Annotated in this window: 19 protein-coding genes; 9 read left to right on the top strand and 10 right to left on the bottom strand. The window is 76.9% G+C overall.

What is annotated here, in order from left to right; genetic code table 11:
* Nucleotides 1-50 precede the first annotated feature (50 nt).
* From C8D89_RS18580 to sucC, 4 genes are all read right to left on the bottom strand, one after another.
* The gene (locus C8D89_RS18580) at nt 51-1,583 is read right to left on the bottom strand and encodes a cell division protein PerM (RefSeq protein WP_116709614.1); all 1,533 of its coding nucleotides are present in this window, start codon (nt 1,581-1,583) and stop codon (nt 51-53) included.
* Between the two features lie 65 nt (nt 1,584-1,648).
* Complete coding sequence (locus tag C8D89_RS18575) at nt 1,649-3,244, bottom strand: DUF5336 domain-containing protein (RefSeq protein WP_133251964.1); 1,596 nt, start codon at nt 3,242-3,244, stop codon at nt 1,649-1,651.
* 52 nt (nt 3,245-3,296) lie between these two features.
* Complete coding sequence (gene sucD, locus C8D89_RS18570; protein WP_116709612.1) at nt 3,297-4,184, bottom strand: succinate--CoA ligase subunit alpha; 888 nt, start codon at nt 4,182-4,184, stop codon at nt 3,297-3,299.
* Between the two features lies 1 nt (nt 4,185).
* Nucleotides 4,186-5,355: an ADP-forming succinate--CoA ligase subunit beta gene (gene sucC / locus C8D89_RS18565; RefSeq protein ID WP_116709611.1), complete on the bottom strand. Its 1,170-nt coding sequence runs from the start codon at nt 5,353-5,355 to the stop codon at nt 4,186-4,188.
* A gap of 337 nt (nt 5,356-5,692) precedes the next feature.
* On the opposite strand from sucC, the gene C8D89_RS18560 reads away from it, so the two are divergent.
* A complete protein-coding gene (locus tag C8D89_RS18560; protein WP_243418224.1) occupies nt 5,693-6,628 on the top strand; it encodes an esterase/lipase family protein in 936 nt (311 codons plus the stop codon).
* A 290-nt stretch (nt 6,629-6,918) separates the two neighbouring features.
* Nucleotides 6,919-8,160, top strand: a complete 1,242-nt coding sequence (locus C8D89_RS18555) for a M23 family metallopeptidase (protein WP_243418223.1) — start codon at nt 6,919-6,921, stop codon at nt 8,158-8,160.
* Nucleotides 8,161-8,317: 157 nt separating this feature from the next.
* Here the strand turns inward: C8D89_RS18555 and pcrA are convergent, their stop codons facing one another.
* Nucleotides 8,318-10,657: a DNA helicase PcrA gene (gene pcrA, locus C8D89_RS18550; protein WP_243418240.1), complete on the bottom strand. Its 2,340-nt coding sequence runs from the start codon at nt 10,655-10,657 to the stop codon at nt 8,318-8,320.
* Between the two features lie 485 nt (nt 10,658-11,142).
* Here pcrA and C8D89_RS18545 point away from each other — a divergent pair, with 485 nt between their 5' ends.
* The 4 genes from C8D89_RS18545 to C8D89_RS18530 all read left to right on the top strand — a co-directional run bounded on the left by C8D89_RS18545 (nt 11,143) and on the right by C8D89_RS18530 (nt 15,546).
* The gene (locus C8D89_RS18545) at nt 11,143-11,508 is read left to right on the top strand and encodes a chorismate mutase (RefSeq protein WP_116709608.1); all 366 of its coding nucleotides are present in this window, start codon (nt 11,143-11,145) and stop codon (nt 11,506-11,508) included.
* 64 nt (nt 11,509-11,572) lie between these two features.
* Nucleotides 11,573-11,890 carry a hypothetical protein gene (locus C8D89_RS18540; RefSeq protein ID WP_116709607.1) on the top strand — a complete coding sequence of 106 codons (318 nt, stop codon included), beginning with the start codon at nt 11,573-11,575 and terminating at the stop codon, nt 11,888-11,890.
* 256 nt (nt 11,891-12,146) lie between these two features.
* Nucleotides 12,147-13,640, top strand: a complete 1,494-nt coding sequence (locus tag C8D89_RS29815; protein WP_207787297.1) for a hypothetical protein — start codon at nt 12,147-12,149, stop codon at nt 13,638-13,640.
* Between the two features lie 100 nt (nt 13,641-13,740).
* Nucleotides 13,741-15,546, top strand: a complete 1,806-nt coding sequence (locus tag C8D89_RS18530; RefSeq protein WP_341477324.1) for a serine/threonine-protein kinase — start codon at nt 13,741-13,743, stop codon at nt 15,544-15,546.
* A 14-nt stretch (nt 15,547-15,560) separates the two neighbouring features.
* Here C8D89_RS18530 and C8D89_RS18520 read toward each other — a convergent pair whose 3' ends face one another.
* Nucleotides 15,561-16,226 carry a response regulator gene (locus C8D89_RS18520; RefSeq protein ID WP_116709606.1) on the bottom strand — a complete coding sequence of 222 codons (666 nt, stop codon included), beginning with the start codon at nt 16,224-16,226 and terminating at the stop codon, nt 15,561-15,563.
* Nucleotides 16,223-17,584: a sensor histidine kinase gene (locus C8D89_RS18515; RefSeq protein ID WP_423717174.1), complete on the bottom strand. Its 1,362-nt coding sequence runs from the start codon at nt 17,582-17,584 to the stop codon at nt 16,223-16,225. Before C8D89_RS18515 ends, C8D89_RS18520 begins: the two co-directional genes overlap by 4 nt.
* A 174-nt stretch (nt 17,585-17,758) precedes the next feature.
* Here C8D89_RS18515 and C8D89_RS18510 point away from each other — a divergent pair, with 174 nt between their 5' ends.
* Together C8D89_RS18510 and C8D89_RS18505 are read left to right on the top strand one after the other, a co-directional pair.
* Nucleotides 17,759-18,973: a PspC domain-containing protein gene (locus C8D89_RS18510; RefSeq protein WP_165825792.1), complete on the top strand. Its 1,215-nt coding sequence runs from the start codon at nt 17,759-17,761 to the stop codon at nt 18,971-18,973.
* The gene (locus C8D89_RS18505; RefSeq protein ID WP_116709603.1) at nt 18,966-19,235 is read left to right on the top strand and encodes a hypothetical protein; all 270 of its coding nucleotides are present in this window, start codon (nt 18,966-18,968) and stop codon (nt 19,233-19,235) included. Before C8D89_RS18510 ends, C8D89_RS18505 begins: the two co-directional genes overlap by 8 nt.
* A 62-nt stretch (nt 19,236-19,297) precedes the next feature.
* Here the strand turns inward: C8D89_RS18505 and C8D89_RS18500 are convergent, their stop codons facing one another.
* The gene (locus tag C8D89_RS18500; RefSeq protein ID WP_165825791.1) at nt 19,298-20,521 is read right to left on the bottom strand and encodes an FAD-dependent monooxygenase; all 1,224 of its coding nucleotides are present in this window, start codon (nt 20,519-20,521) and stop codon (nt 19,298-19,300) included.
* 28 nt (nt 20,522-20,549) lie between these two features.
* A complete protein-coding gene (locus C8D89_RS18495) occupies nt 20,550-20,921 on the bottom strand; it encodes a cupin domain-containing protein (protein WP_116709601.1) in 372 nt (123 codons plus the stop codon).
* A gap of 44 nt (nt 20,922-20,965) precedes the next feature.
* Between C8D89_RS18495 and C8D89_RS18490 the strand changes: the two genes are divergently transcribed.
* A complete protein-coding gene (locus tag C8D89_RS18490) occupies nt 20,966-21,442 on the top strand; it encodes a MarR family winged helix-turn-helix transcriptional regulator (protein WP_207787296.1) in 477 nt (158 codons plus the stop codon).
* A 25-nt stretch (nt 21,443-21,467) separates the two neighbouring features.
* Here the strand turns inward: C8D89_RS18490 and C8D89_RS18485 are convergent, their stop codons facing one another.
* The gene (locus tag C8D89_RS18485) at nt 21,468-22,691 is read right to left on the bottom strand and encodes a PucR family transcriptional regulator (RefSeq protein WP_116709600.1); all 1,224 of its coding nucleotides are present in this window, start codon (nt 22,689-22,691) and stop codon (nt 21,468-21,470) included.
* Nucleotides 22,692-22,764: the final 73 nt, after the last annotated feature.

Here is a 22,764-nt window from a genome sequence, read left to right as displayed (position 1 = left end):
GCACCAGGTTAGGGGCCTGCTCCGACCGGCGCCGCCCCCGGTCGTGGGCGTCACGCTCCGCGACCGCTGCGGCGTCTCCGGGTGCGCGACGCGCCGGCGCCGCGGCGGGGGGAGCGGGTGGAGGCGCGCGGTCGGGCGGGCGCGTCCCCGGCGCTGTCGTCGGCCCCGGACGTCGCATCCGCGGCCTCGACGTCGTCCGTCGCCTCCGGCCCGTCCGTCGCGTCCGGCCCGCCTGCCCTGTCCGGCGCGGGCCCGGGTTGAGCGCGGGCGGCCTCGGCGGCGTCCTCTCCGGCGTTCCCGGGCTCGTCGCGCGCCGCCTGCGTGGCGGCGACCGGGGTGGACGGGCGGCGCGGCCGTCCGCGCGTGGTGGGCGTGCCCAGGGGCACCGCGAGCAGGGCGACGACGAGGCCGGGGACGAGCACCCAGCCGAGCACCGCCAGGGCCACCGGCAGGGCCGGGACGGTCACGGGGTCGAACGGGCCCGCGCCGAGCCGCCCGCCCGACAGCGCCGCCGCGAGCCCCAGGAGGGCGCCCGCGCCGACGGCGGCCGTGACGGTCGCCCGGATGCGGGTGGCCGCGTCGCGGGCGGTCGGCGCGAGGCGCCAGCCCACGGCGCTCCCGACGGCGAGCGGCACCGCGAAGGCGAGCCCCGCCCAGGTCGGTGGCGGGCTCTGGGGCAGCAGCGCGGCCAGCGGGATCGGGGGCAGCAGGCCCGAGCTGATCCCGGTCGGGGTCGCCGCGGCGAGCCCGATCGACACCCCCGGGCCGATCAGCCAGGCGGCGGCCGCGACCACCGCGTTCGGCAGGTAGGCGACGCAGACCAGCGCCAGCCCCGCACCGCTGCCGGCCTCGGGCGCGACGTCGGCGAACACGGCGCGCACCGCGGCCCCGTCGGCCAGCAGGGCCGCGAGCAGCAGACCCGCCCCGGCGGTCAGCAGCGCCGTGGCCGCGAGACCGGCACCGCGCAGGCCGTGCCGGGCCCAGGCGGGCAGGCGGCGCGGGACGAGGGCCAGGCCGCAGGGCCGGGCGGCCCCGGCGAGGGCGGCGAGCCCACCGAGCAGGCCGCAGACGACACCGGCGAGCCCGGGCGAGGCGTCGACCACGGCCTCGGGGGTCAGCAGCGCCGCGGCCAACACCCCGATCACGGCGTGGGCGGCGGCCGCAGTGGCCACGACGGGCACGAGGACGCCGTGCAGCGGTCCCCGCGCGTCGGCGGGACGGCCCAGACGACGGACGGCGCCGCGCGCGGTGCCCGCGATCAGCACCGACAGCGCCATCGCGGGGGCCAGCGGCAGCACGCCGAGCGGCGCGCCGGTGACCTGGAGGGGCACGAGGTGGGCGACCAGCCAGAGCGGCACACCGACCGCGAGCGCCTGCCCGAGCCCCGGCTCCCCTCCCGGCGTCGTTCCGGACGCGAGCGCCGCGACCACGCCGGCCAGCACCACCGCGATCGCGTAGCAGACCGCGGGCGGCAGCAGCGCCACCCTTGCGAGCACCGGCACCCAGGCCGGCGACCCGGCCGGCGCCGGCGCGGTGTCACCGCGACGGGCACGCCGAGAGGTCTCGCTGGTCGGCACCGTCACGACCCGAGCCTGTCAGGCGGCGGCGGTGCTCCCGGGCCGCCACGCCGCGTGGCCCGGCGACCCGCTCAGCGGGGCGGGGAGCCCCACTCGCTGTGGCGCTCGTCGGACGACGAGGTCTGCGGGCGCCCCGGGTCCTCGCCGGACTCGTGGGCGCCCCGGCGCTCCCCGGGCGGCGGGGGCGCGATCGGGCCGTTCGAGGGCGCCGGGTCACCGGAGGACGACACGGACGACGACGCGCCCGGGCCGGACGAGGGCGCGCCCCACCCGGGGCCCGGCGTGCCGTAGCCGGGGGTCGAGCCCGCCCGCGGCGAGCCCTGGGGCGGGGTGTCCGACCCCGCACCCGACGAGCCCTGCGTCGAGGAGCCGGACCCGGGGTCGTCCCCGGTGCCGAACGTGCCGAAGCCCGCAGCGCCGGAGGGGGAGCCGCTCGGCGCGGCCGTCGGGGAGACGGTGGTGCTCGCCGCACCGGCCTCGTCGCGGTCGCGCCCGCCCTCGCCGGCCTCGCCGCGCGACCCGGATCCACCGGCCGCCGTCGCGCCGGGCACGACTTGCGTGGTGGCCGCCGCGCTGCCGTAGCCGCCGTGGGCGCCGGACGGCGGGCCCCCGTAGGGACCGGCCTGTCCGCCCTGACCGGCCTGACCGGCCTGACCGGCCTGGCCCCCCGGCCCGCCCGGACCGCGGGGCGCGGCGAACTGGCCGGAGCCGGGCCCGGAGTGCTGCCCCGCGGCGCCGTAACCGTGCTGGCCGCCACCCGGCGCGGGCTGCGCGCCCGAGGGCGGGCCGGTCGGGGCGCCGCCCCACGGCCCGCCCGCCGCCGCACCGCCGGTGACGCCGGCGCCCGGGAACCCGGAGCGGCCGGCCGGCGCGCCGACCACACCCGCCGCGAACAGGACGGCGACGACCGCGGCGACGGCCGCCAGCACCGCGAGCACGACCTGCACGACGAGCAGGCCGTCGGCGTACGCGAGCAGCGGCAACATGGCGAGGGCCCCGGTGACGCCGACGACCGCGCCGGGCACCAGCGTCCGGGTGGTGCCCGGCAGCAGCGACGCCGCCGTGAGGAGGCCGCCGGCGAGCACGAGCGGCATGTAGAAGAGCGAACCGAAGGCGGCGCTGAGGTCCGAGGCGACGCCCGAGGGCTCCGCCGACCCGAAGAAGGTCATGACGTAGGCGAGCAGCGCGAGCACGCCCGCGGCGAGCGCGACCCCGCGCTCGGCCCCGGACGCGCCGGGCCCGCCGGGCCGCGACGGACCGGTCGCGCCGCCGCCGGTCTCCGCCGCCGAGGGCGTGGAGGTGGCCATCGTCGTGGTCGCCTGCGGGAAGCCGCCCGAGCCGGGGTGGGCCGGCCCGCCCTGGGCGGCGCCGTAGCCCTGGCCGTACCCCTGGCCCTGGCCGTACGCCTGGCCGTACCCCTGGCCCTGCCCGTATCCCTGCCCGTACCCCTGGCCGCCGTGGCCCGGAGCGCCCGGGCCGCCGGGCACGCCGCCCTGGCCCCCCTGGCCCGGGGCGCCGTAGGGCTGCTGACCCTGCGGGCCCTGCTGACCCGCGCCGGCCCAGGAGGACCCGCCGTAGGGCGAGCCTCCCTGCGGGCCCCATCCGCCGGGCCCGGACCCCTGCTGTCCGGACGGGCCCGCGGGCGGGCCCGGAGGTGGTGAGCTCATGAGGTGTCCTCCCGGGACGGCGGCGTCGGCGGTGGGGCGGCCGGGTGGCCGGTCAGCCCCGCGAGACGAGCGAGCGGGCGAGGTCGGCGGTCTCGGTCGGCGTCTTGCCGACCTTGACCCCCGCGGCCTCGAGCGCCTCCTTCTTGGCCTGTGCGGTCCCCGCGGAGCCGGAGACGATGGCGCCGGCGTGGCCCATCGTCTTGCCCTCGGGGGCCGTGAACCCCGCAACGTAGCCCACCACGGGCTTGGTCACGTTGGCCTTCACGAAGTCGGCGGCACGCTCCTCGGCGTCGCCGCCGATCTCGCCGATCATGACGATGGCCTCGGTCTCCGGGTCGGCCTCGAACGCCTCGAGCGCGTCGATGTGCGTGGTGCCGATGACGGGGTCGCCGCCGATGCCGATCGCGGTGGAGAAGCCGATGTCCCGCAGCTCGTACATCATCTGGTAGGTCAGCGTCCCCGACTTGGAGACCAGGCCCATCCTCCCGGGGCCCGTGATGTTGGCGGGGATGATGCCGGCGTTCGACTTGCCGGGGCTGATGATGCCCGGGCAGTTGGGGCCGATGATCCGCGTGCGGTTGCCGTTGGCGCAGGCGTGCGCCCAGAACCAGGCCGAGTCGTGCACCGGGATGCCCTCGGTGATCACGACGGCGAGCCCGATGCCGGCGTCGATGGCCTCGACCGCGGCGTCCTTGGCAAACTTCGGAGGCACGAAGAGCACCGAGACGTTCGCCCCGGTCTCCTTCATCGCCTCCTCGACGCCGCCGTACACCGGCACCGTCGAGCCCGAGATCTCCACCGACGTGCCCGCCTTGCGGGCGTTGACGCCGCCCACGATGTTCGTGCCGGACGCCATCATCTTCGTGGCGTGCTTCATGCCCTCGGAGCCGGTCAGCCCCTGGACGATGACCTTGCTGTTCTCGTCGAGGAAGATCGACATGTCAGGCCCTCGCAGCCAGCTCGGCGGCCTTCGCGGCCGCGTCGTCCATCGTGTCCACCACCGTGACCAGCGGGTGGTTCGCCTCGGCGAGGATCCGGCGGCCCTCGTCGACGTTGTTGCCGTCCAGGCGGACGACGAGCGGCTTGGTCGCGTCGTCGCCCAGGATCCCCAGCGCCTCGACGATGCCGTTGGCCACCGCGTCGCACGCGGTGATGCCGCCGAAGACGTTGACGAAGACGCTCTTGACGTCGTCGTCACCGAGGATGACGTCCATCCCGGCCGCCATCACCTCGGCCGAGGCGCCGCCGCCGATGTCGAGGAAGTTGGCGGGCTTCATGCCGCCGTGCGCCTCGCCGGCGTAGGCGACGACGTCGAGGGTCGACATGACCAGGCCCGCGCCGTTGCCGATGATGCCGACCTGGCCGCCCTCGAGCTTGACGTAGTTGAGGCCCTTCTCCTTGGCCTTGGCCTCGAGCGGGTTGGCGGTCCGCTCGTCGACCAGCTGGGCGTGCTCGGCGTGCCGGAAGTCGGCGTTGTCGTCGAGGGTGACCTTGCCGTCGAGCGCGATGACCCGGTCCTGCGGGTCGCGCACCAGCGGGTTGACCTCGACCAGCGTCGCGTCCTCGCCGACGAACGTCTCCCAGAGCTTGACGATCACCTGCGCGGCCTCGTCGGCGATCTCCGCGGGCAGCTTGCCCTGCTTCACGATCTCGTCGGCCTTCGCGCGGTCGACGCCGGCGATCGGGTCGATCGGCACCCGCGCCAGCGCCTCGGGCCGCTCGACCGCGAGCTCCTCGATCTCCATGCCGCCCTCGGCCGAGCACATCGCGAGGAACGTGCGGTTGGACCGGTCGAGCAGGAAGGAGAAGTAGTACTCCTCGGCGATGTCGCTGGCCTCGGTGACCAGGACCCGGTGCACGACGTGGCCCTTGATGTCCAGCCCGAGGATCGCCTCGGCCTTCTCCTTGGCCTCGGCCGGGTCCTTCGCGAGCTTGACGCCGCCCGCCTTGCCGCGCCCGCCCGTCTTCACCTGCGCCTTGACCACCACCGCCGTGCCGATCTCCTGCGCGGCGCGCTCGGCCTCCGCGGCGGTGTCGACGGTGCGACCGGGCAGCACCGGCACCCCGTGGGCGGCGAAGACGTCCTTCGCCTGGTACTCGTACAGGTCCACTCGTGAACTCTCCTCACCAACTCGCCGGCGCCGCCGCGCGGCGGTGTCCGGGCGAGGTCGCGCGGCGCCCGTGGCGCCACGTCTCGACGGATGCGCGGCGACCCTATCCACGCGGGACGGCCCTGGTCGTGGGTACGGGGGCGACCCAGGACACAGGGTGCCCGGGTCGCGAGGTGCTGGATCGTTCCAGGCGTGCTCCGGCCGGGCCCCGCCACCCGATCTTGATCGGTCTGGACCCGACACCCGGCGGACACCGGTGTGAACAACGCCTAACGTCCACCCCATGGACGTGACGGGCGTCATGTCGAGGGACTCGCAGCGGCGCGGAGTCGGACCCGTGGTCCCGGCAGCGGAGCCGGACGCGCCGCACGCCCCCGCACGCACGGAGAGCTCCCTCGGCGTCATCGCCGGCGCCCTGTGGCGCGGGGCCCTGTACGCCGCGCGCCAGGTCGGCGTCCCGGCGGGCGTCCGCGGGCTGGCCGTCGAGATCGCCTACACGGCCGTGCACCTCTCGCTCTACCCCTGGGGTCTGGTCGACGAGGTCCTGCGCCCGGCGGGCACGTTCGTCCACCACCGCACGGCCGCGCTGAGCCCCTCGCAGCGCAGCCTCGTGGTCTCGGACATGGACGCCTCGACGACGCCGGTGCTGCTGGTGCACGGCATCGTCGACAACCGCTCGATCTTCACCCTGCTCGCCCGGGCCCTGCGCCGGCGCGGGTTCGGCGTCGTGCACGCGGTGAACTTCAGCGTCCTCACCGCCTTCACCGGCGACATCCGGGTCGCCGCCCGCGAGATCGGCCACCACGTCGAGCGCATCTGCGCCAGCACGGGGTCCGACAAGGTCCACATCGTCGGGCACTCGCTCGGCGGGCTGATGGCCCGCTACTACGTCCAGCGCCTCGGGGGCGACGCGCGGGTCGACACGCTCGTCACCCTCGGCACGCCGCACCGCGGCAGCCTCATCGCGCACTTCCTGCCGCCGACCCGGGTGCCCCAGCAGCTCTGCCCGGGCTCCGACCTGATCCGCGAGCTCGACGAGCCGGCGCCCGGGTGCCGCACGCACGTCGTCGCGGTGTGGAGCAAGCAGGACCAGCTGATCATCCCGCAGTCCGCCGCGCGCCTCGAGCACCCGGACCTGGACGTCTCCGAGGTCGTGCTCGAGCACGTCGGGCACCTGTCGATGACCATCGATCCGGACGTCGTCCACCTGGTGACGCGGCTGCTCGCCCGCTGCGTGCCCGAGGGCGCCCGGGACCGCGCACTCGCCGGCTGACGACGGCCCCGCCCGGGACGCCGCGACGAGCGGCGTGCCCGCGGCCGCGCGGACCGGGCCGCGTCACCCGACCCGGTGACGACCGCTCGGCGCGTACGCCCGCACGCACGGCGTAGCGACCGACTCAGGGGACTCGTGTCGTTTGCCCGCAGCGTGAGCGCGTGGCTACCTTCTCGCCGTCCTCATCACGGTCAGGTCACGAACGGCATACGGAACGACCCCGAACGTTCCGTCAGGGCTTCCCCGGCCCGCGCCGGCGCGACCGACCCCGATCAGCGGGAAGGATGGTCTTGGCGAGTCACAGCTCCCCCCGCCCGCCGTCCGCGCCCCTCTTCGGCTCCTTCGGTCTCACCCCCGCCCTCGCGGGCGGACCGTCGGCGCCGCGCTTCCCCGACCTCGGCGGCCTCGCCGGCGGTCTGCCCGGGCTCGGCGCCCGCGGTGGGCGCCGCGGGGGCGACGCCGCGGGCCTGGTCAGCCGTCCCGGGCACGCCCCGGGCCCGGTGCCCGCCCGTCCGATCGGGGTACGCCCCGGTCCCGCGCCCACCCCGCCCGGCCCCCGGCCCCCGCGCCCCGAGGAGCCCCCCACCGGCGGCCACCCCGTCGAGCGGCAGGGCACGCAGGCCCCTCGGGCCCCGCAGCGCCCGCCGGACCCGCGGCACGACCCGCGCGACCCCCGCCGCGCCCCCCAGCGCCGCGACGTACGGGGTGAGCGCCGCCCGGCACCCCCGACCGGGCGCCAGACCGGTGGTCCCTCCGCCCTGCGCGGCCGGCTCGCCGTGGCCGCCGTGGCCGCCGGCGCGCTCGCCACGGCGGGGCACAGCCTCGCCGGGCTCGACGCCCTCGGCGACGCGCCCACCACGGCCGAGCTCGCGCTCGCGTCCGACCACAGCTCCACCGCCGACGCGACCTCCGGTGCCGCCGGCGCGGGCCCGGCGTCCGGACTCGACGCGGCCACCTCCGGCGTCCTGCCGGTCACCGCGCCCGCGGGGGCCGGCCCCACGTCCTCCACGGCTTCCTCGGACGCGTCGTCCTCCGCGTCGTCCGAGGAGCGCGCCGGCCAGGTCGGCGCGCTGAACAAGGCGGCCGAGCGCGCCGCCGCCCAGGCCCGCGCCGCCGCCGAGGCCGCACGACCCGACTTCGTCAAGCCCGCCGAGGGCCGCTTCACCTCGGGCTTCGGCGCCCGGTGGGGCAGCTCGCACCGCGGCATCGACATCGCCGGCCCGATCGGCACCCCGATCGTCTCGGTCGGCGACGGCACCGTGATCGAGTCCGGGCCGGCCAGCGGCTTCGGCATGTGGGTCAAGGTCCAGCTCGAGGACGGGACGATCAACGTCTACGGGCACGTCAACCGCTCCTACGTCCGCGAGGGCCAGCAGGTCCGCGCCGGCGAGGAGATCGCCGAGATCGGCAACCGCGGCCGGTCGACCGGCCCGCACCTGCACTTCGAGGTGTGGGAGAACGGCGAGAACAAGATCAACCCGCTGCCGTGGCTCGCCGAGCGCGGCATCTCGCTGGGGTCCCGACAGGACTAGTCCGCTCCCCGCAGGACGGCCAGGGCCCCGGAGCCACGCGCTCCGGGGCCCTCGTCGTGTCCGAGGGGCACGTCGAGCATGCTCGAACGCCGCCCGGGCTGCGGAACGTGCCCCTCGCTCCCGGGAGGCGTTCCCTCCGGGAGGCCCGCGGCCGGTGCTACAGCTTGGTGAGCGGCACGCCGCCGATGAGCATGAGCCGCACGGTGCCCGAGGAGCCGAAGTCGATGGTCGCCGTGGCCCGCGAGCCCACGCCGTCGACCGAGGTGACGGTGCCGAGGCCGTACTTGTCGTGGCTGACGCGGTCGCCGACGTCGAGGGAGATCGTCGGCGCCTCCTTCCAGTCCGGGCGCATCGGCGACGGGCGGGAGGGGCGCCCGCTGATGTCGGTGCCCGGGCTCGCCCAGCGCCCGGCGCCGAAGCGCGTGCGCCCGACCGGGGACGAGCGTTCCGCGCTGGGCTCGAGGCGCCGCCAGTCCCACACGTCGGCGGGGACCTCGTCGAGGAAGCGTGACGGCGGATTGGCCTGCGGCTGGCCGAACGCCGACCGCATCACCGCGCGCGACAGGTAGAGGCGCTGCTGGGCGCGGGTGATGCCGACGTAGGCGAGCCGGCGCTCCTCGCTGAGCTCAGCGGGGTCGGCCAGCGCCCGCGAGTGCGGGAAGACGCCGTCCTCCCAGCCCGTCGCGAACACGACCGGGAACTCCAGGCCCTTGGCGGTGTGCAGCGTCATCAGCGTCACCACGCCGTCCCCGCCGTCGGGGATCGAGTCGGCGTCGGCGACCAGCGAGACCCGCTCGAGGAATGCCTCCAGCGAGCCGGGGGCCGGTCCGTCCTCGTCCTGGGCCGGGTCCTGGTTCGCGGCCTGCTCCTCGGTCCGCTCCGCGACGATCGTGTCCTCGTCCAGGCCCTCCGCGTTGCGGGCGTCCTGGACGAACTCGCGGGCCACGCTGACGAGCTCCTGGAGGTTCTCCAGGCGGGACTGCTCCTGGGGATCCTCCGAGCCCTCGAGCTCGGCGCGGTAGCCCGAACGCTCGAGGATCGCCTCGAGCACCTCGTCCACCGGCGCCCCGCCCACCACGAGCTCGGCCAGCCCGTCGAGCATCTCGACGAAGTCGGCGATGTTGCGCTGCGAGCGCGTGGCCAGGCCGTGGACCTCGCCTGCGGCCGCGCGGCGCAGCGCGGCGGCGAAGGTGGTGCGATCGCGGTCGGCGGCGTCGGCGACCACCGTCTCGGCGCGGTCGCCGATACCGCGCTTGGGCACGTTGAGGATGCGGCGCAGCGACACCGTGTCCTCGGGGTTGGACAGCACCTTGAGGTACGCCAGCGCGTCGCGGACCTCGCGGCGCTCGTAGAACCGCACCCCACCGACGATCTTGTAGGGCAGCCCGAGGCGGATGAAGACGTCCTCGAAGACCCGCGACTGGCCGTTGGTCCGGTAGAACACCGCGACCTCGCCGAACCGGTACTCCCCCGCGTCGACGAGCCGGTCGATCTCCTGGGCCACGAACGCGGCCTCGTCGTGCTCGTTGTCGGCGACGTAGCCGACCACCAGCTCTCCGTCGCCCGCGTCGGTCCACAGCCGCTTGTCGCGACGGTCCGGGTTGCGGCTGATGACGGCGTTGGCCGCGGTGAGGATGCGCTGGGTGGAGCGGTAGTTCTGCTCGAGCAGGATCGTGCGCGCCTCGGGGTAGTCGCGCTCGAACTCCACGATGTTGCGGATGGTGGCGCCGCGGAAGGCGTAGATCGACTGGTCGGCGTCGCCGACGACGCACAGCTCGGCGGGCGGCACCGCGCCGTCCTCGCTGCCCGCCGCCAGGGCCCGGACCAGCATGTACTGCGCGTGGTTGGTGTCCTGGTACTCGTCGACGAGGATGTGCCGGAACCGGCGCCGGTAGTACTCGGCGACGTCGGGGAAGCGGGTCAGCAGGTCGACGGTGCGGCCGATGAGGTCGTCGAAGTCGAGCGAGTTCGACTGCTGCAGCCGCTGTTGGTAGACGGTGTAGACCTCGGCCGTGCGCTTCTCGGCCTCGGTGGTGGCGGCGTCGGCGGCCTCCACCGGCGGGACCAGCTCGTTCTTCCACGCCGAGATGCGCGCCAGCAGCCCGCGGGGCGAGTACTTCTTGGCGTCGAGGTCGAGCCCCCGGGCCACCGACGCGACGAGCCGCCGCGAGTCGTCGGCGTCGTAGATCGAGAACGTCGAGCTCAGGTCCAGGTGGCGGTACTCGCGACGCAGGATGCGCACGCACATCGAGTGGAACGTCGAGACCCACATCGCGTTGGCCCGCCGCCCGACCAGCGCGGCCACCCGCTCCCGCATCTCGGCCGCGGCCTTGTTGGTGAACGTGATGGCCATGACCTGGCCCGGCCCCACGCCCTGGTGACGCATCTGCCAGGCGATGCGGTGGGTGAGCACCCGGGTCTTGCCCGACCCGGCGCCCGCCACGATGAGCAGCGGCGACCCCGTGTGCACCACGGCCTCGCGCTGCGGCGGGTTCATGCCCTCGAGCAGGGGGTCGTGCTCCGGATCCGGGCGCTCGGCCGCCCGGCGCACCGCCGCCCCGGCCCCGGCGTCACCACCCCCGGCGGCCGCCGCGGCGAGACGACGGGAGAGGGCGGACGCCGCCGAGCGCGCCGGCGGGCCCGACGGGGTGTCGGGCTCGAGGGGGCGGGTGGCGGGACCGGTGCTCATCGTCGTCCCACGCTACCGGGGCCCTCCGACACCGAGCGGCCCGCAGGCGCTCGGGGCCACACACGCTCGGGCGGTTGGCCGCACGCGAGGGCGGTGGCATGATGACCTGCGTGCACGTGCAGGCCGTTCGATTTTTCTACGGGTACCGGACCCCGGTGCCCGTGGACGACTGACGCGCCCGCCGCGCCCGACCCACGCCGCCCCGGAGTCCACGGACCCCGGGGCGTTCTCGTGTCCGGGGTCGTGGGCCCACCGACCCGGAAGCATCCGGACACACCCAGGAGGCCGATCCCGTGAGTGCCACCGCCAGCTCCACCGCAAGCTCCACCGCAAGCTCCGCCGCCGGCTCCACCCCCGCGACCGACGGCGACGCCGGCGAGGGCGAGGCCGCCGCGCTCGCCCCCGCGATCGCCGACGAGATCCCCGCGCTGCGCGAGGAGATCGACGCCATCGACGCGGAGCTGCTGCGCCTGATCCGGCGCCGCTCGGAGATCTCGCAGCGCATCGGCCTGGCCCGGATGGCCGCCGGCGGGCCGCGCATCGTCTACAACCGCGAGATGCAGGTGCTCGCCCGCTTCCGCGAGCTCGGCGCCGAGGGCCGGGAGCTGGGGATGCTCCTGCTGCGCCTCGGCCGCGGCCGCCTCGGCGGGCGCAGCTGACGTCGGGACACGATCGCGCCTCGACCAGCGGCGACCACACACGTCGAGTGGCACGCTGGTGCCCATGGGAACGGTCATCGACCTGATCGCCACGATCGTCACCGTGCTGGGGCTGCTCGCCGCGCTCGGGTACGGCGGGTACCTGCTCATGATCTCGTCGGTGGCCTCCAAGCGGCCGGGCGCGTCGCACCTCGCGGCGGACGCCCGGGGCCGCGTCCCGGCCGCCGGGGGGCTCGCCCTCGGCGCGCTGGTGGCGCTGCTCCTCACGAACGGCGGCATCCCCCTGGACGTCATCGGGCTGCTCGTCGGCGGTGGGGTGGGCCTCGTCTCGGTGAACCAGCTGCAGGGCGCACGCAAGCGCCTGGCGTCGCCGCCGCGCTGAGCCGAACGACCGTTCACCGGCGCCGAACGGTGCATGCTCCTCGGCGACCGGTCGTAACCGTCGTCGACCTGTCTCAGGGCCGGGTGACACGCCCGCTGGGCGACCAGACCCGGACGATGGCGTCTCTCCCCTGGACGGACGCTCCCCGTCCGGGTGACGTGCGAGTAGCCATGTCGCCACACGCAGTGGACGGCGCGTTCCCGATCCGGTGAACCCGGGGGTCGGGACGTGCACCCGGGAGCTGAGGAGCGGCGAGATGGGTGAGGGTGGGGGGCGGCACGCGTGGGTCGAGGGGCCGGAGACCGGCGCCGGTGGTCTGCTCGCCCCGCCGACCGTGCCGCCGCCGGGTCCGCCCCCGGACGCCGATGACGACCGCGTCGACGACACCGGCGACGACATCACCGACGACCCGGCGACGTGCGAGCGGTGGATCGAGCTCGTCCCCGTCCCCCGCCGCGCGGTCGACGACCTGACGGCCGTCCCGCCACGGGACGTCCCCTCCCACACCGACGGCATCTCGGTGACGGAGATCCTCGCCCGGCTGGCCGCGCCCGCCCCCGGCCGGGCGACCGACGAGGGCGTGACCGTGGCCGACCGGGCCGCGGAGCCCGCCGGCTCGTCGCCCACGGTCGGCGTGTCCCGACCGGCGCCGACACCTGGGCGCTCGGCCCGCCGGCGGACCAACCCGTTCCGGCGCGGCCGCGGCCGTGCCCTCGGGGCGAGCACCGGCGTGCTGCTCGTCGCGGGCGCGATGGCGAGCGTCGCGGGGGTGGCGCCGCGCCTGCCCCTCGAGCTGGCCCCGCTGCCCGGCGCGCCGCTCGCGCTGCCCCCGCTGGTCCCCGGTCAGCTGCCCGGCGACGTCCCGCCGGTCGGCGGTGTCGCGGCCGCCGTGCCCGGGACGGCGGGCGTGGCGCTCAGCGCCGCGGTCGCCGACCTCGGCCTGGACCTCGCGGCGCCGGGGGTCCCCGGCGGGGCGGGCGCGGTCGCGGTCCCCGGGCTCGCGACGGCGCCCGCGCCCGGCGTGCCGGGGGGCCTCCCCGGTGCCGGCGGCGGGGGCGCGGTCGCCCCCGCCGGGGGCACGGGCGGCGGCACGGGCGGCGGCACCGGCGGCGGCAGTGGTGGTGGCGGCAGTGGCGGTGGTGGTGGTGGCCTCCTCGGCCCGCTGCTCCCCGGCGGATCGGCCGGCTCGGGCGGCTCGGGCGGCTCGGGCGGCTCGGGCGGAGGTACCGGCGGAGGTACGGGCGGCGGATCCGGCGGCGGCTCCGGGCTCGTCGGGACCGTCGGCGAGGTCGTCGGCGGCACCACCGACTCGGCCGGTGGCGCGCTGCCCGAGCCGGTGCGCACGCCCGTGCGCAGCGTCGGCGGCACCGCGCGGGAGACCCTGCGCACCGTCGAGGACGAGGTCGTCGCGCCCGTCGCCGACGCCGCGACCGACACGGTCGACGGCGTCGGCCGGACCACCAACCGCACGCTGCGCGCGACCACCGACGACGTCGTCGAGCCGACCACCGACGAGGTCACCGACACCGTCGAGGACGTCGGCGAGACGGCTGCGGACGCGGTGGAGGACGTGCCGGTGGCGGGCCGCACGGCGTCCCGGCTCGTCGAGGACACGGCCGACACGGTGGACGACACGGTGGACGACACGGTCGAGGGCGTGGGCGACGTCGTCGACTCCGCGGGCGACGCCGTGGAGGACACGACGGGCGCCCTGGACGACGCCGTCGACGACCTGCTGGGCGGCTCCTGACCGGGTCGCGGACGCCGTGCGCCCGGGTGCGGGCACGTGGTCGTCACCCGGTAGGGACCTCTACTGTGACCCCCGTGAACACGCGGACCCGGAGCTGCCGGTGAGCTCTCCCCGCGTGGTCGCCGGGCGCTACCGCCTCGAGGAGCGCATCGGCTCGGGGGCCATGGGCGTGGTCTGGCGGGGCACCGACGAGCGGCTCGGCCGGATCGTCGCCGTCAAGCAGGTGTTCCTGCACGCCGGGCTCGACGACCGCGAGGCCGACGAGGTCCGCCAGCGCACGCTGCGCGAGGGCCGCATCGCGGCCCGCCTGCAGCACCCGCACGCCATCTCGGTGTTCGACGCCTCCATCGAGGGCGACGAGCCGTGGCTGGTCATGGAGTACCTACCCTCGCGCAGCCTCGCCGCCGTGCTCGGCGAGCAGAGCGTCCTCGAGCCGCGCACGGTCGCGCGCATCGGTCGCCAGGTCGCCGACGCGCTCGACGCCGCGCACCAGGCCGGGATCGTCCACCGCGACGTCAAGCCCGGCAACGTGCTGCTGGGCGCGGACGGCACCGTCAAGATCACCGACTTCGGCATCTCGCGGGCCACCGGCGACCTCACCCTGACCCGCACCGGGATGCTCGCCGGCACCCCCGCCTACCTCGCTCCCGAGGTCGCCCGCGGCGAGGACTCGACGTCCGCGTCGGACGTGTTCTCGCTGGGCGCCACGCTCTACGCCGCGGTCGAGGGCATCCCGCCGTTCGGGGCCGACGACAACGCCCTGGCGCTGCTGCACGCGGTGGCCGCCGGCAAGGTCGTCCCGCCGACGCGGGCCGGGCCGCTCACCGCGCTGCTCATGCGGCTGCTGCGTGACGACCCCGCCGAGCGCCCGACGGCCGCGCAGGCCCGCCAGGAGCTGGGACGGATCGCGCACGCGGGCGGGCGGGCGGAGACGCCGCTGGCCGACCTCGTCCCGCTCGCCCCCGCGGGCCCCGGGGCGTCGCCCGTCCCCGAGGCGCGGCGCTCGCCGGACCCGGCCTGGGCCCCGCCGGTGGCGGAACGCGCCGTCGCGTCGCCCGCGCCCGGCAGCGGGCCCGCGCCGGCCGGTCCGCCCACCCGCCAGGGCCTGCCCGTCGAGACGCCCGCACGGCGTCGCACGGCCCGCCGCCCGACGACGGCGATCGTCGTCACGGTGCTGCTCGTCGCCCTCCTCGCGGGCGGCGTGGTCGGCGTCGCGCTGCTGTCGTCCTCGGGCACCGGCAGCACCGGGGCCACCGTCGGCGCGCCCGCCGAGGGGGAGGCGGGCGGCGACCCGCAGGCGGCGATGGTGGACGCGGTGCGCGACTACTACGGCGTCGTCACCGGCAACGAGGCCGCCGGCTGGGCGCGTCTCGGCCCGAACCTGCAGGCTCGCACCGGCGGGTTCTCGGCCTACGAGGCGTTCTGGTCCACGATCAGCTCCGTGCGTGTCGTCGACGCCGAGGCCGTGGACGCCGACACCGTCCGGGCGACGCTCGAGTTCGCGCCCGAGGGCCGCGACCGCACGACGGAGGTCCACGAGCTCGGCATGGTCCGCGGCCCCGACGGGCGCTGGCTCATCGACGCCGACGAGCGCGTCAGCCAGGCCAGCCCCCGCGCGGCGGCCACCGGCCTCAGCCTCGACCAGCCGGTCGCGTCGGGCCCGTCGACACGGCCCGCCCCGTCGTCCGGCGCGGGCCCGGGCGGGAACCGCGACGACCGGGGCGGCGGTCGCGACCAGGGCCGCGACCAGGACCGCGACCAGGACCGCGGCCGAGAACGCGAGCAGGACCGCGGCGGGGACCGGGACGCGGACGACGGGCGCGGGCCCGGCTCCGACGACGACGGCTCCGGCGACGACGACCGCGGTGGTGACGGCGACCGCGGTGGCGGGAACGACGACGGCTGACGGCCCCCGCCTGCTCAGACCAGGCGGCGGTCGCTCGCCCACCGGGTGAGCTCGTGGCGGTTCGACGACTGGGTCTTGCGCAGCACGCTCGACACGTGGGTCTCGACGGTCTTCACCGAGATCACGAGCTCGGCGGCGATCTCCTTGTACGACCACCCACGGGCGAGCAGCCGCAGGACGTCGCGCTCCCGGCGGGTCAGCTGGTCCAGCTCGGGGTCGACGACGCCGGTGGCACCCGGACGGTCGGCGAACGCGTCGAGCACGAAACCGGCCAGGCGCGGCGAGAACACGGCGTCGCCCGCCCGCACGCGGACGATCGCATCGGCGAGCTCGCGCCCGGAGATGGTCTTGGTGACGTAGCCGCGGGCCCCGGCGCGGATGACCGAGATGACGTCCTCGGCGGCGTCGGAGACCGACAGCGCGAGGAACACGACCTCCGGGTGCTCGGGCCGGGTGCGGGCCAGCACGGCCGCCCCGCCACCGTCGGGCATGTGGACGTCGAGCAGCACGACGTCGGGCTTCCGGTGGGCGATCACGGCCACGGCCTCGTCCACCGAGCCGGCCTCGCCGACCACGCTGACCGTGTGCCGGGCCGTCGTCTCGAGCTCGGCGCGCACCCCGCGCCGGAACAGCGCGTGGTCGTCGACGACCACGACGGTCACCGGGTCCTGGTCGTTCACCGGGTCTCCTCCTCGCTGGTCTCGGGCCCGCCGGCCGGGGCGGTCGCCCGTCGGCGCCGGGGCAGGACGAGGCCCACCTCGGTGCCCTCCCCCGGCGCGGTGCGCAGCCGCACCGTGCCGCCGTGGCGGCCCATGCGGTCGCGGACCGAGCCCGCCAGACCGCGCCGGTCCTCGCCGACCGCGTCCGGGTCGAACCCGCAGCCGCGGTCGCGCACGTACACCTCGACGGCCTCGGGCTCCACCTCGGCGTACACGTCGACCTCGTCGACCCCCGCGTGCTTGGCGGCGTTGACCATGGCCTCGCGGGCCGCGGCGACGAGCGCGGTGGTGTCGGGGTCGGCGGGGGCGTCGCCCACCACCACCGGCGCCACCCGCACGCCGTAGTCGTCCTCGACCTCACCGGCCGCGGCCGCGAGCGCCACGGAGAAGGTGGCGTCGCCGGCCCGTGTCGCGCGGCCGGTGTCGCCGCCGGGCGGGCCGTAGAGCCACGCCCGCAGCTCGCGCTCCTGGCTGCGCGCCAGGCGCCGCACCTCGCGACCCGCCGGGTCCTCGCCGGCCTGCTTCTGGATGAGGGCGAGCGTCTGCAGCACGGAGTCGTGCAGGTGGGCGGCGATGTCCGCGCGCTCCTGGCCGCGGATGCGCTCGCGGCGCTCGGCGCCGAGCTCGCGAACGAGGCGCAGCCACCACGGGATCGTGAGCACGACGACGCCGGCCAGCGTGGCCAGGGCCGCGAGCAGGCCGAACTGCACCTGGTTGAGGTCGACGTTGCCGAGCAGCACGGCGGCGAGGCCGGCGGCGACCAGCAGCGACCCGGCCAGCACCCGTAGCAGCCCGAGGCGGCGCCCGGCGAGCCAGCGCGCCCGGCGCGGCGGGCCTCCGTCGACGGTCGGGGCGCCGGTGTCGGCCTCGCGCCAGACCAGGGCGACGCCGGCGAGCACCACCCCGAGCGGCCCGATCACCCAGCCCGAGAGCTGCCCGCCGACCGCGGAGAGCGCGAACGCGAGGCCCACGCCGAGCGTGGCGAGCGCGAGGCCCTGCTGGCGCTCGCGGGGCGGGACGTCGCGCCGGACGCCGCGCGGCTCGATCGGGCAGAACAGCCACAGCGCGGCGTAGGCCGGGAACCCGGCGCCCGCCGCGGCGACGAGGACCACGAACACCAGGCGGACGCGGAAGACGTCGACACCGAGGTGGTCGGCGACCCCGCCGGCCACGCCCGCGACCACCGAGCCCTGGCGACGGCGCCGGATGCGCGGGATCGGGGTGGGTCCCTGCGTCGGGGCCGGCGTCGGTCCGGGCGTCGGGGGCGGCGCGGGCTGCTCGCCCGCCCGCGTGCCCGGCACCTGGTCCACCTCGCTCACGGACCCATCGTCACACGTCACGGACCCCCGGCGGGGCCGTCGCGACCCCCGTGGTCCTCGGGGTCGTCTCGGGGTCGGGACCGGGGTCGCTCCCGGAGGTCTCGGGCCGCCGCGCCACGCAGTCTCGGTGGCACACCGCCCACGGGGGCGGCGCATCGGAGGAGGATGAGGACGATGAGCAGTCCGGGGCAGGGGTCGCGGGCGCCGGCGGGGTCCGACGTCGGCGCGACCCTGCGGGACATGTGGGCGACGCGCCCCGCCCGCCTCAAGGAGGACCGCAAGATCGCGGGCGTGGCCGCCGCGATCGCGCGGCGCTACGCGATCGACCCGACGCTGGTGCGCGTCGCGTTCGTGGTCTCGCTGTTCTACGGCGTCGGCCTGCTGGTGTACCTGGCCGGCATCCTCGTGCTGCCGCGGGTCGACGCCGCGGGCCGACGGGAGACGCCGGTGTGGGCGATCGTCCTCGGCGCGATCCTCGGGATCGTCGCGATCGGGTCGGCGTTCTCCGGCGACCTGGGCACGGTCATCGGGATCGTCGTCGCCCTGGTCCTGCTGTACCTGCTGCACCACAGCCGCGCCCACCTGCGCGACCCGCAGCGTCCGGCCGCCGTCACGGACGGGACCGCGTCCGGATCCGCCGGAGCCGCCGGGTCCGAGGGCGGCGACACCGCGCAGCCGCCGTCGTGGGACCCGCTCGGTGCCGCGCCGTTCGCGTGGGACCTGCCCGAGCCGGCGGCGCCGCCCGCACCGAAGCCCCCGCGCTCGAAGGTGGTGCCGGTGACCCTCGGGGCGGCCGTCCTGGCCGCCGGGCTGGTCGCCGGGCTGGGCCTGCTGGGCCTCGTGCCGCTCGGCGCGACGGCGATCGCGGGCACCGCGCTCGCCGTGGTCGGCGCCGGCCTCGTCGTCGGCGCGTTCCTGCACCGCGGGCGCGGACTGCTCCTGGCCGCCGTGCCGCTGAGCCTGCTGCTCGTGGCCGCCGCGAACGACGACGGCGGGCCGTGGCGGGAGGGGCCGCCCTGGGCGGACGACCGCCCGGGATCGGCCCAGACCCTCGGCGACGCCTCCTGGGCGCCCACGCCGAACGCCGTCGCGCCCGTCTACGAGACGGCCTTCGGCGACGCCACCCTCGACCTGCGCGGCCTCGCCGCGATCCCGCCGGGCGCGCCGCCCGTGCGCACCGAGGTCCGCAGCGGCGCCGGCGACGTCACCGTGCTCGTGCCCCGCACCGCCGACGTGACCGCGTCGTGCGAGTCGGGCGGCGGCGACGCCGAGTGCCTCGGGCTCGGCGCGGGACCGGTGACCGACCTCGGTCCCGACGGGCCCGGTGGCCCGGTCATCGATGTGCAGGCCGTCAGCGGCGGCGGAGACGTGGAGGTGCGCCGTGGATGAGCGCTCGGCCCGGGAGTCCTACACCGACCAGCCCTACACGATCCACCAGGACGTGGACACGCTCGACGCGGACACCGACGGTGTCCCGGCCCGCCGGCCGGGGCCCGACCCGCTGGCCCTCGTGGCCGGGCTGACCGCGATCGTCGTCGCCGTCCTCGCCCTCACCGGCGCGCTCGTCAGCGTCGACCCGCGATGGGTCCTCGCCCTCGGCGCCGTCGGCGTCGGGATCGGCGTCCTCCTCGCGACGCTGCGCCGACGCTGACCCCGACCCTGACCCGCCCCCCGGCCGGTACCGCCCCGCGCGGTGCCGGCCGGTGGCGCGTCTCAGGGCGCCGCGACGGCGATCACGTCCACCGGCGCCGGCACCTCGACCCGCCCCCGCCGCCCCGCGAACCGCGGGAACCCCGGTACCCGGGACAGCACCCGCAGGGCCGTCGGCGGACCGTCGTCGCCCCGGCCGGTGCGCGCGGCCGCCGCGCGTTCGGTGCGCACCTGGGCCCGCTGCTCCCGCTCCACCGCGGGGCGCCGGGCGGTCTCGAGGCCCTCCGCGGCGGCGTCGAGCTGGCGCGGGTCGGGCGGGGTGCGGCGCAACGGGCCGACGAGGCGGTTGGCGAGGTCGGCGGCGTCCGCGAGGGCGAGGTTGATGCCGTTTCCGCCCACCGGCGAGATCACGTGAGCGGCGTCGCCGAGCAGCACGAGGCCGGGGCGCGTCCAGCGTTCGACGGTGGTGATCCGCACCGGCAGCAGTGTCAGGTCGGCGACGTCGGCGAGGTCGTCGAGCCGGCCCTCGAGCCACGGCAGGACCCCGACCGCGGCGTCACGCAGGGCGCCGACGCCCCGCGCGCGCACCTCGGGCAGCGAGCCGGCGCGGATCGTCCACCCGAGCTGCCAGTCGGTGCCCTGGTCGAGCAGGGCGACGCTGCCGTGCGGGGTGCCGAACAGGTCGAGCCCGGAGTACGAGGGGTCCTCGGGCCGGCGGGGCAGGGCGTGCCAGAGGATGTCGAGGCTCGCGCCCAGCTCGGTGGCCGCCAGCCCGGAGGCGGTCCGGACCTTCGAGTTGCGCCCGTCGGCGCCGACGACCAGGGACGCGTCGTGGACGTGCCGCTGCGCGCCGACGGTGTACGCGACGCCGGACACCCGCCCCTCGTCGTCGTGGCGCAGCGCCGAGAACCGTGCGCCCATGTGCACCGTGGCCCCGTGCGCGCGGGCCCGGTCGGCGAGCCAGGGCAGGAACTCGGCCTGCGGGATCAGCGCGTAGAAGGGGAACCGCCGGCTGGCCCCGCGGTAGTCGACGAGCGTCCAGGTGCGGGTGGGGGTGTGCCAGCGGAACGCGTCGGAGCGGGTGTGCGGCACCTCGGCTAGGAGGGGCCGCGCCAGCCCGAGCGTGTCGAGGTACTCAAGCACGCCCGGTGCGAGGGTGTCGCCGCGGAACCGGCGCGCGAAGTCCTGGCGCGACTCGAGCAGCGTCACCTCGGCGCCGCCGCGGGCGAGGAGGTAGGTCAGGAGCACGCCGGCGGGGCCCCCGCCGACCACCACGACACCGGTCACTCCATCATCGTACGTCTCGATCGTGGAGTCATCGTGCCCACGGAGGGGCGAGCCGCGTGCCGTCGGCCAGCTCCGCCTCGAGCCCCGGCGAGGTGGTCACCCACACCGACGCGGCTCCGGCGCCCCCGTCCACGCGCAGTTCCGCGCCGGCAGGGACGAGGACGACGTCGCCGGCCGCCACCGAGGTCGTCTCGCCGTCGAGGGTGACGCGCAGCTCGCCCTCGAGGACGAGCAGCACCTCCTCGCGGCTGGGCCGGTGAGGGGCCCCGACCTGCTCGGCCGGGACCTCGAGGCGCCAGGCGCACAGCTCGGCGCTGCCGCGCGACGGGGCGACGAGGGCGTGGAAGGCGGCGCCGTGGGCCTCGTGACGGACGGCGTCGGCGGGACGGAGGACGGGCATCGGAGGTCTCCTGTTCGGTCAAGCTGATTGACCGAATAGTTAATGTGCTTGACCTCCGTGTCAAGCTCCTGCTCGTGGACGACCGCACCGCCACCGACCTGGCCATGCTGGTGCTGCGGGCCGCGACCGAGGTGATCGACGGCGTGCAGGCCGGCATGACCGCCCGCGGGTACGACGACCTGCGCCCCGCCCACGGTTTCGCCTTCGCGCGCATCGCCGCCGCCGACACCACGGTCGTCGACCTCGCCGAGCACCTCGGGACGACCAAGCAGGCCGCGAGCCAGCTCGTCGCGGGCCTCGTCGCGCGGGGCTACGTGGTGCGCGAGCCCGACCCCCGGGACGCCCGCGCCCGGCTGCTGCGCCTGACCCCGCGTGGCGAGGCGTGCACCCGCGCCGCGCAGGAGGCGGCGGCCGAGGTCGTCGCCGGCTGGGGCGAGGTGCTGCCCGGCGGGTCACTGGGGGCGTTGCACGCGATGCTGCGACGCGTCGTCGGCCCCGGGCCGCTGCGGCCGGCGTGGTGATCGAATCGCCGGCGAGCGTGTGGCGTTACGGACACTCAACGTCAGCGATGGCCCACCGCTGACATTCGCGCGGCCCTCGAGCGGGTCGGTCGCGGCAGGTCAGCGCCAGCACGAGGACCGCGGCGTCGGCGGGGACGGTGACGTCGCGGCCGGTGAGGGCGGTGACGCGGCGCAGGCGGTTCAGCACCGTGTTGCGGTGGCAGAACGACGACGCGGCGGTGTCGGCGACCGAGCCGGTGGCGACGTAGCGCAGCACGGTCGCGACGAGACGCTCCCGCTCCGCCGGCGTCACGCCGTCCAGGCCGCCGAGCTCGGCGGCCACCAGGTCGGCGCCGACGTCCCCGAGACGGGCGGCGGCCAGCGGCAGCCAGGCCGAGGCGAGCGTCCGCGGCTCGACCGGCCCGCCGGCGGTGACCTCGGCGAGCTCGCCGGCCAGCCGGGCGCTGCGCGGAACCTCCCCGAGGCCGTGCGCCGTCGGCCCGACCCCGCACCGCACCCCCTCGAGCGCCGCCCGCACCGGGGCGCCCTCGGGTCCCTCCCACCGCGCCAGCAGCACGCTGTGCCTCCCGGCCGGCTGCACGTGGACCGGCCGTCCGTCGGCCGCGAGGCGGTCCGCCGCCCGGCGCAGCGCCACGGCGTCACCGCCGGCTGCCGCGGCGACGAGCACGTCGTCGTCCGCGTCGAGCTCCAGGGCGATCGCGGCCCGGGCCACGTCCTCCGGTGCGGGGTCGTCGACCGCGAGGAGGGCCGCGACGAGAGCCGTGCGCTCGCCCTGGCGCTCGCGGGCCAGTACCGCCTCCTCCTCCTGGTAGCCGCGCCGGATGCGCGTGGAGTACTCCTCGACCACGGCCCACACGGTCTGGACACGATCGACCAGCAGCGCCGCCTCGTCCAGGGCGGCCCGCGCGCGCAGCGCCTCCCAGAGCACCTGGAAGTCCTGGCGGACCGCGGTCAGCAGGTCGTCGAGCGGCACGCCGCGACGGGCGCGGTCCCGGCCGATGGCCGGTCCGAGCTCGCACAGCCGCTCCGGCACGGTGCGTCCCGCGAGGCGCCCGAGCAGGTAGGCGAACGTGTCGTCGGCGTCGACCTCGAGCCGCTCGTCGGGGACGAGGCCCCGCGCGTAGGACGGGACCGCGCGCACGCGCCGGAGGAACGCCGCGCGCAGCGCGTCGGCGTCGTCGCGCACCCGCTCCACGAGCTCCCGCCACCGGCGCGCACGCTCGGCCGACGACTCCGCGGGGTTGTGCATCTGCCCAAGCTACGGCCAGCAGGACGCGTCGAACACGTCTACTCCCGGACCCCGGTCAGGGGCACGCTGGGGC

Origin of the sequence: Actinomycetospora cinnamomea (assembly GCF_003096675.1) — a bacterium.
Taxonomy (GTDB): domain Bacteria; phylum Actinomycetota; class Actinomycetes; order Mycobacteriales; family Pseudonocardiaceae; genus Actinomycetospora; species Actinomycetospora cinnamomea.
Note: the sequence above shows the minus strand (reverse complement) of the source record. Positions and strands in the feature narration are given on the sequence as shown.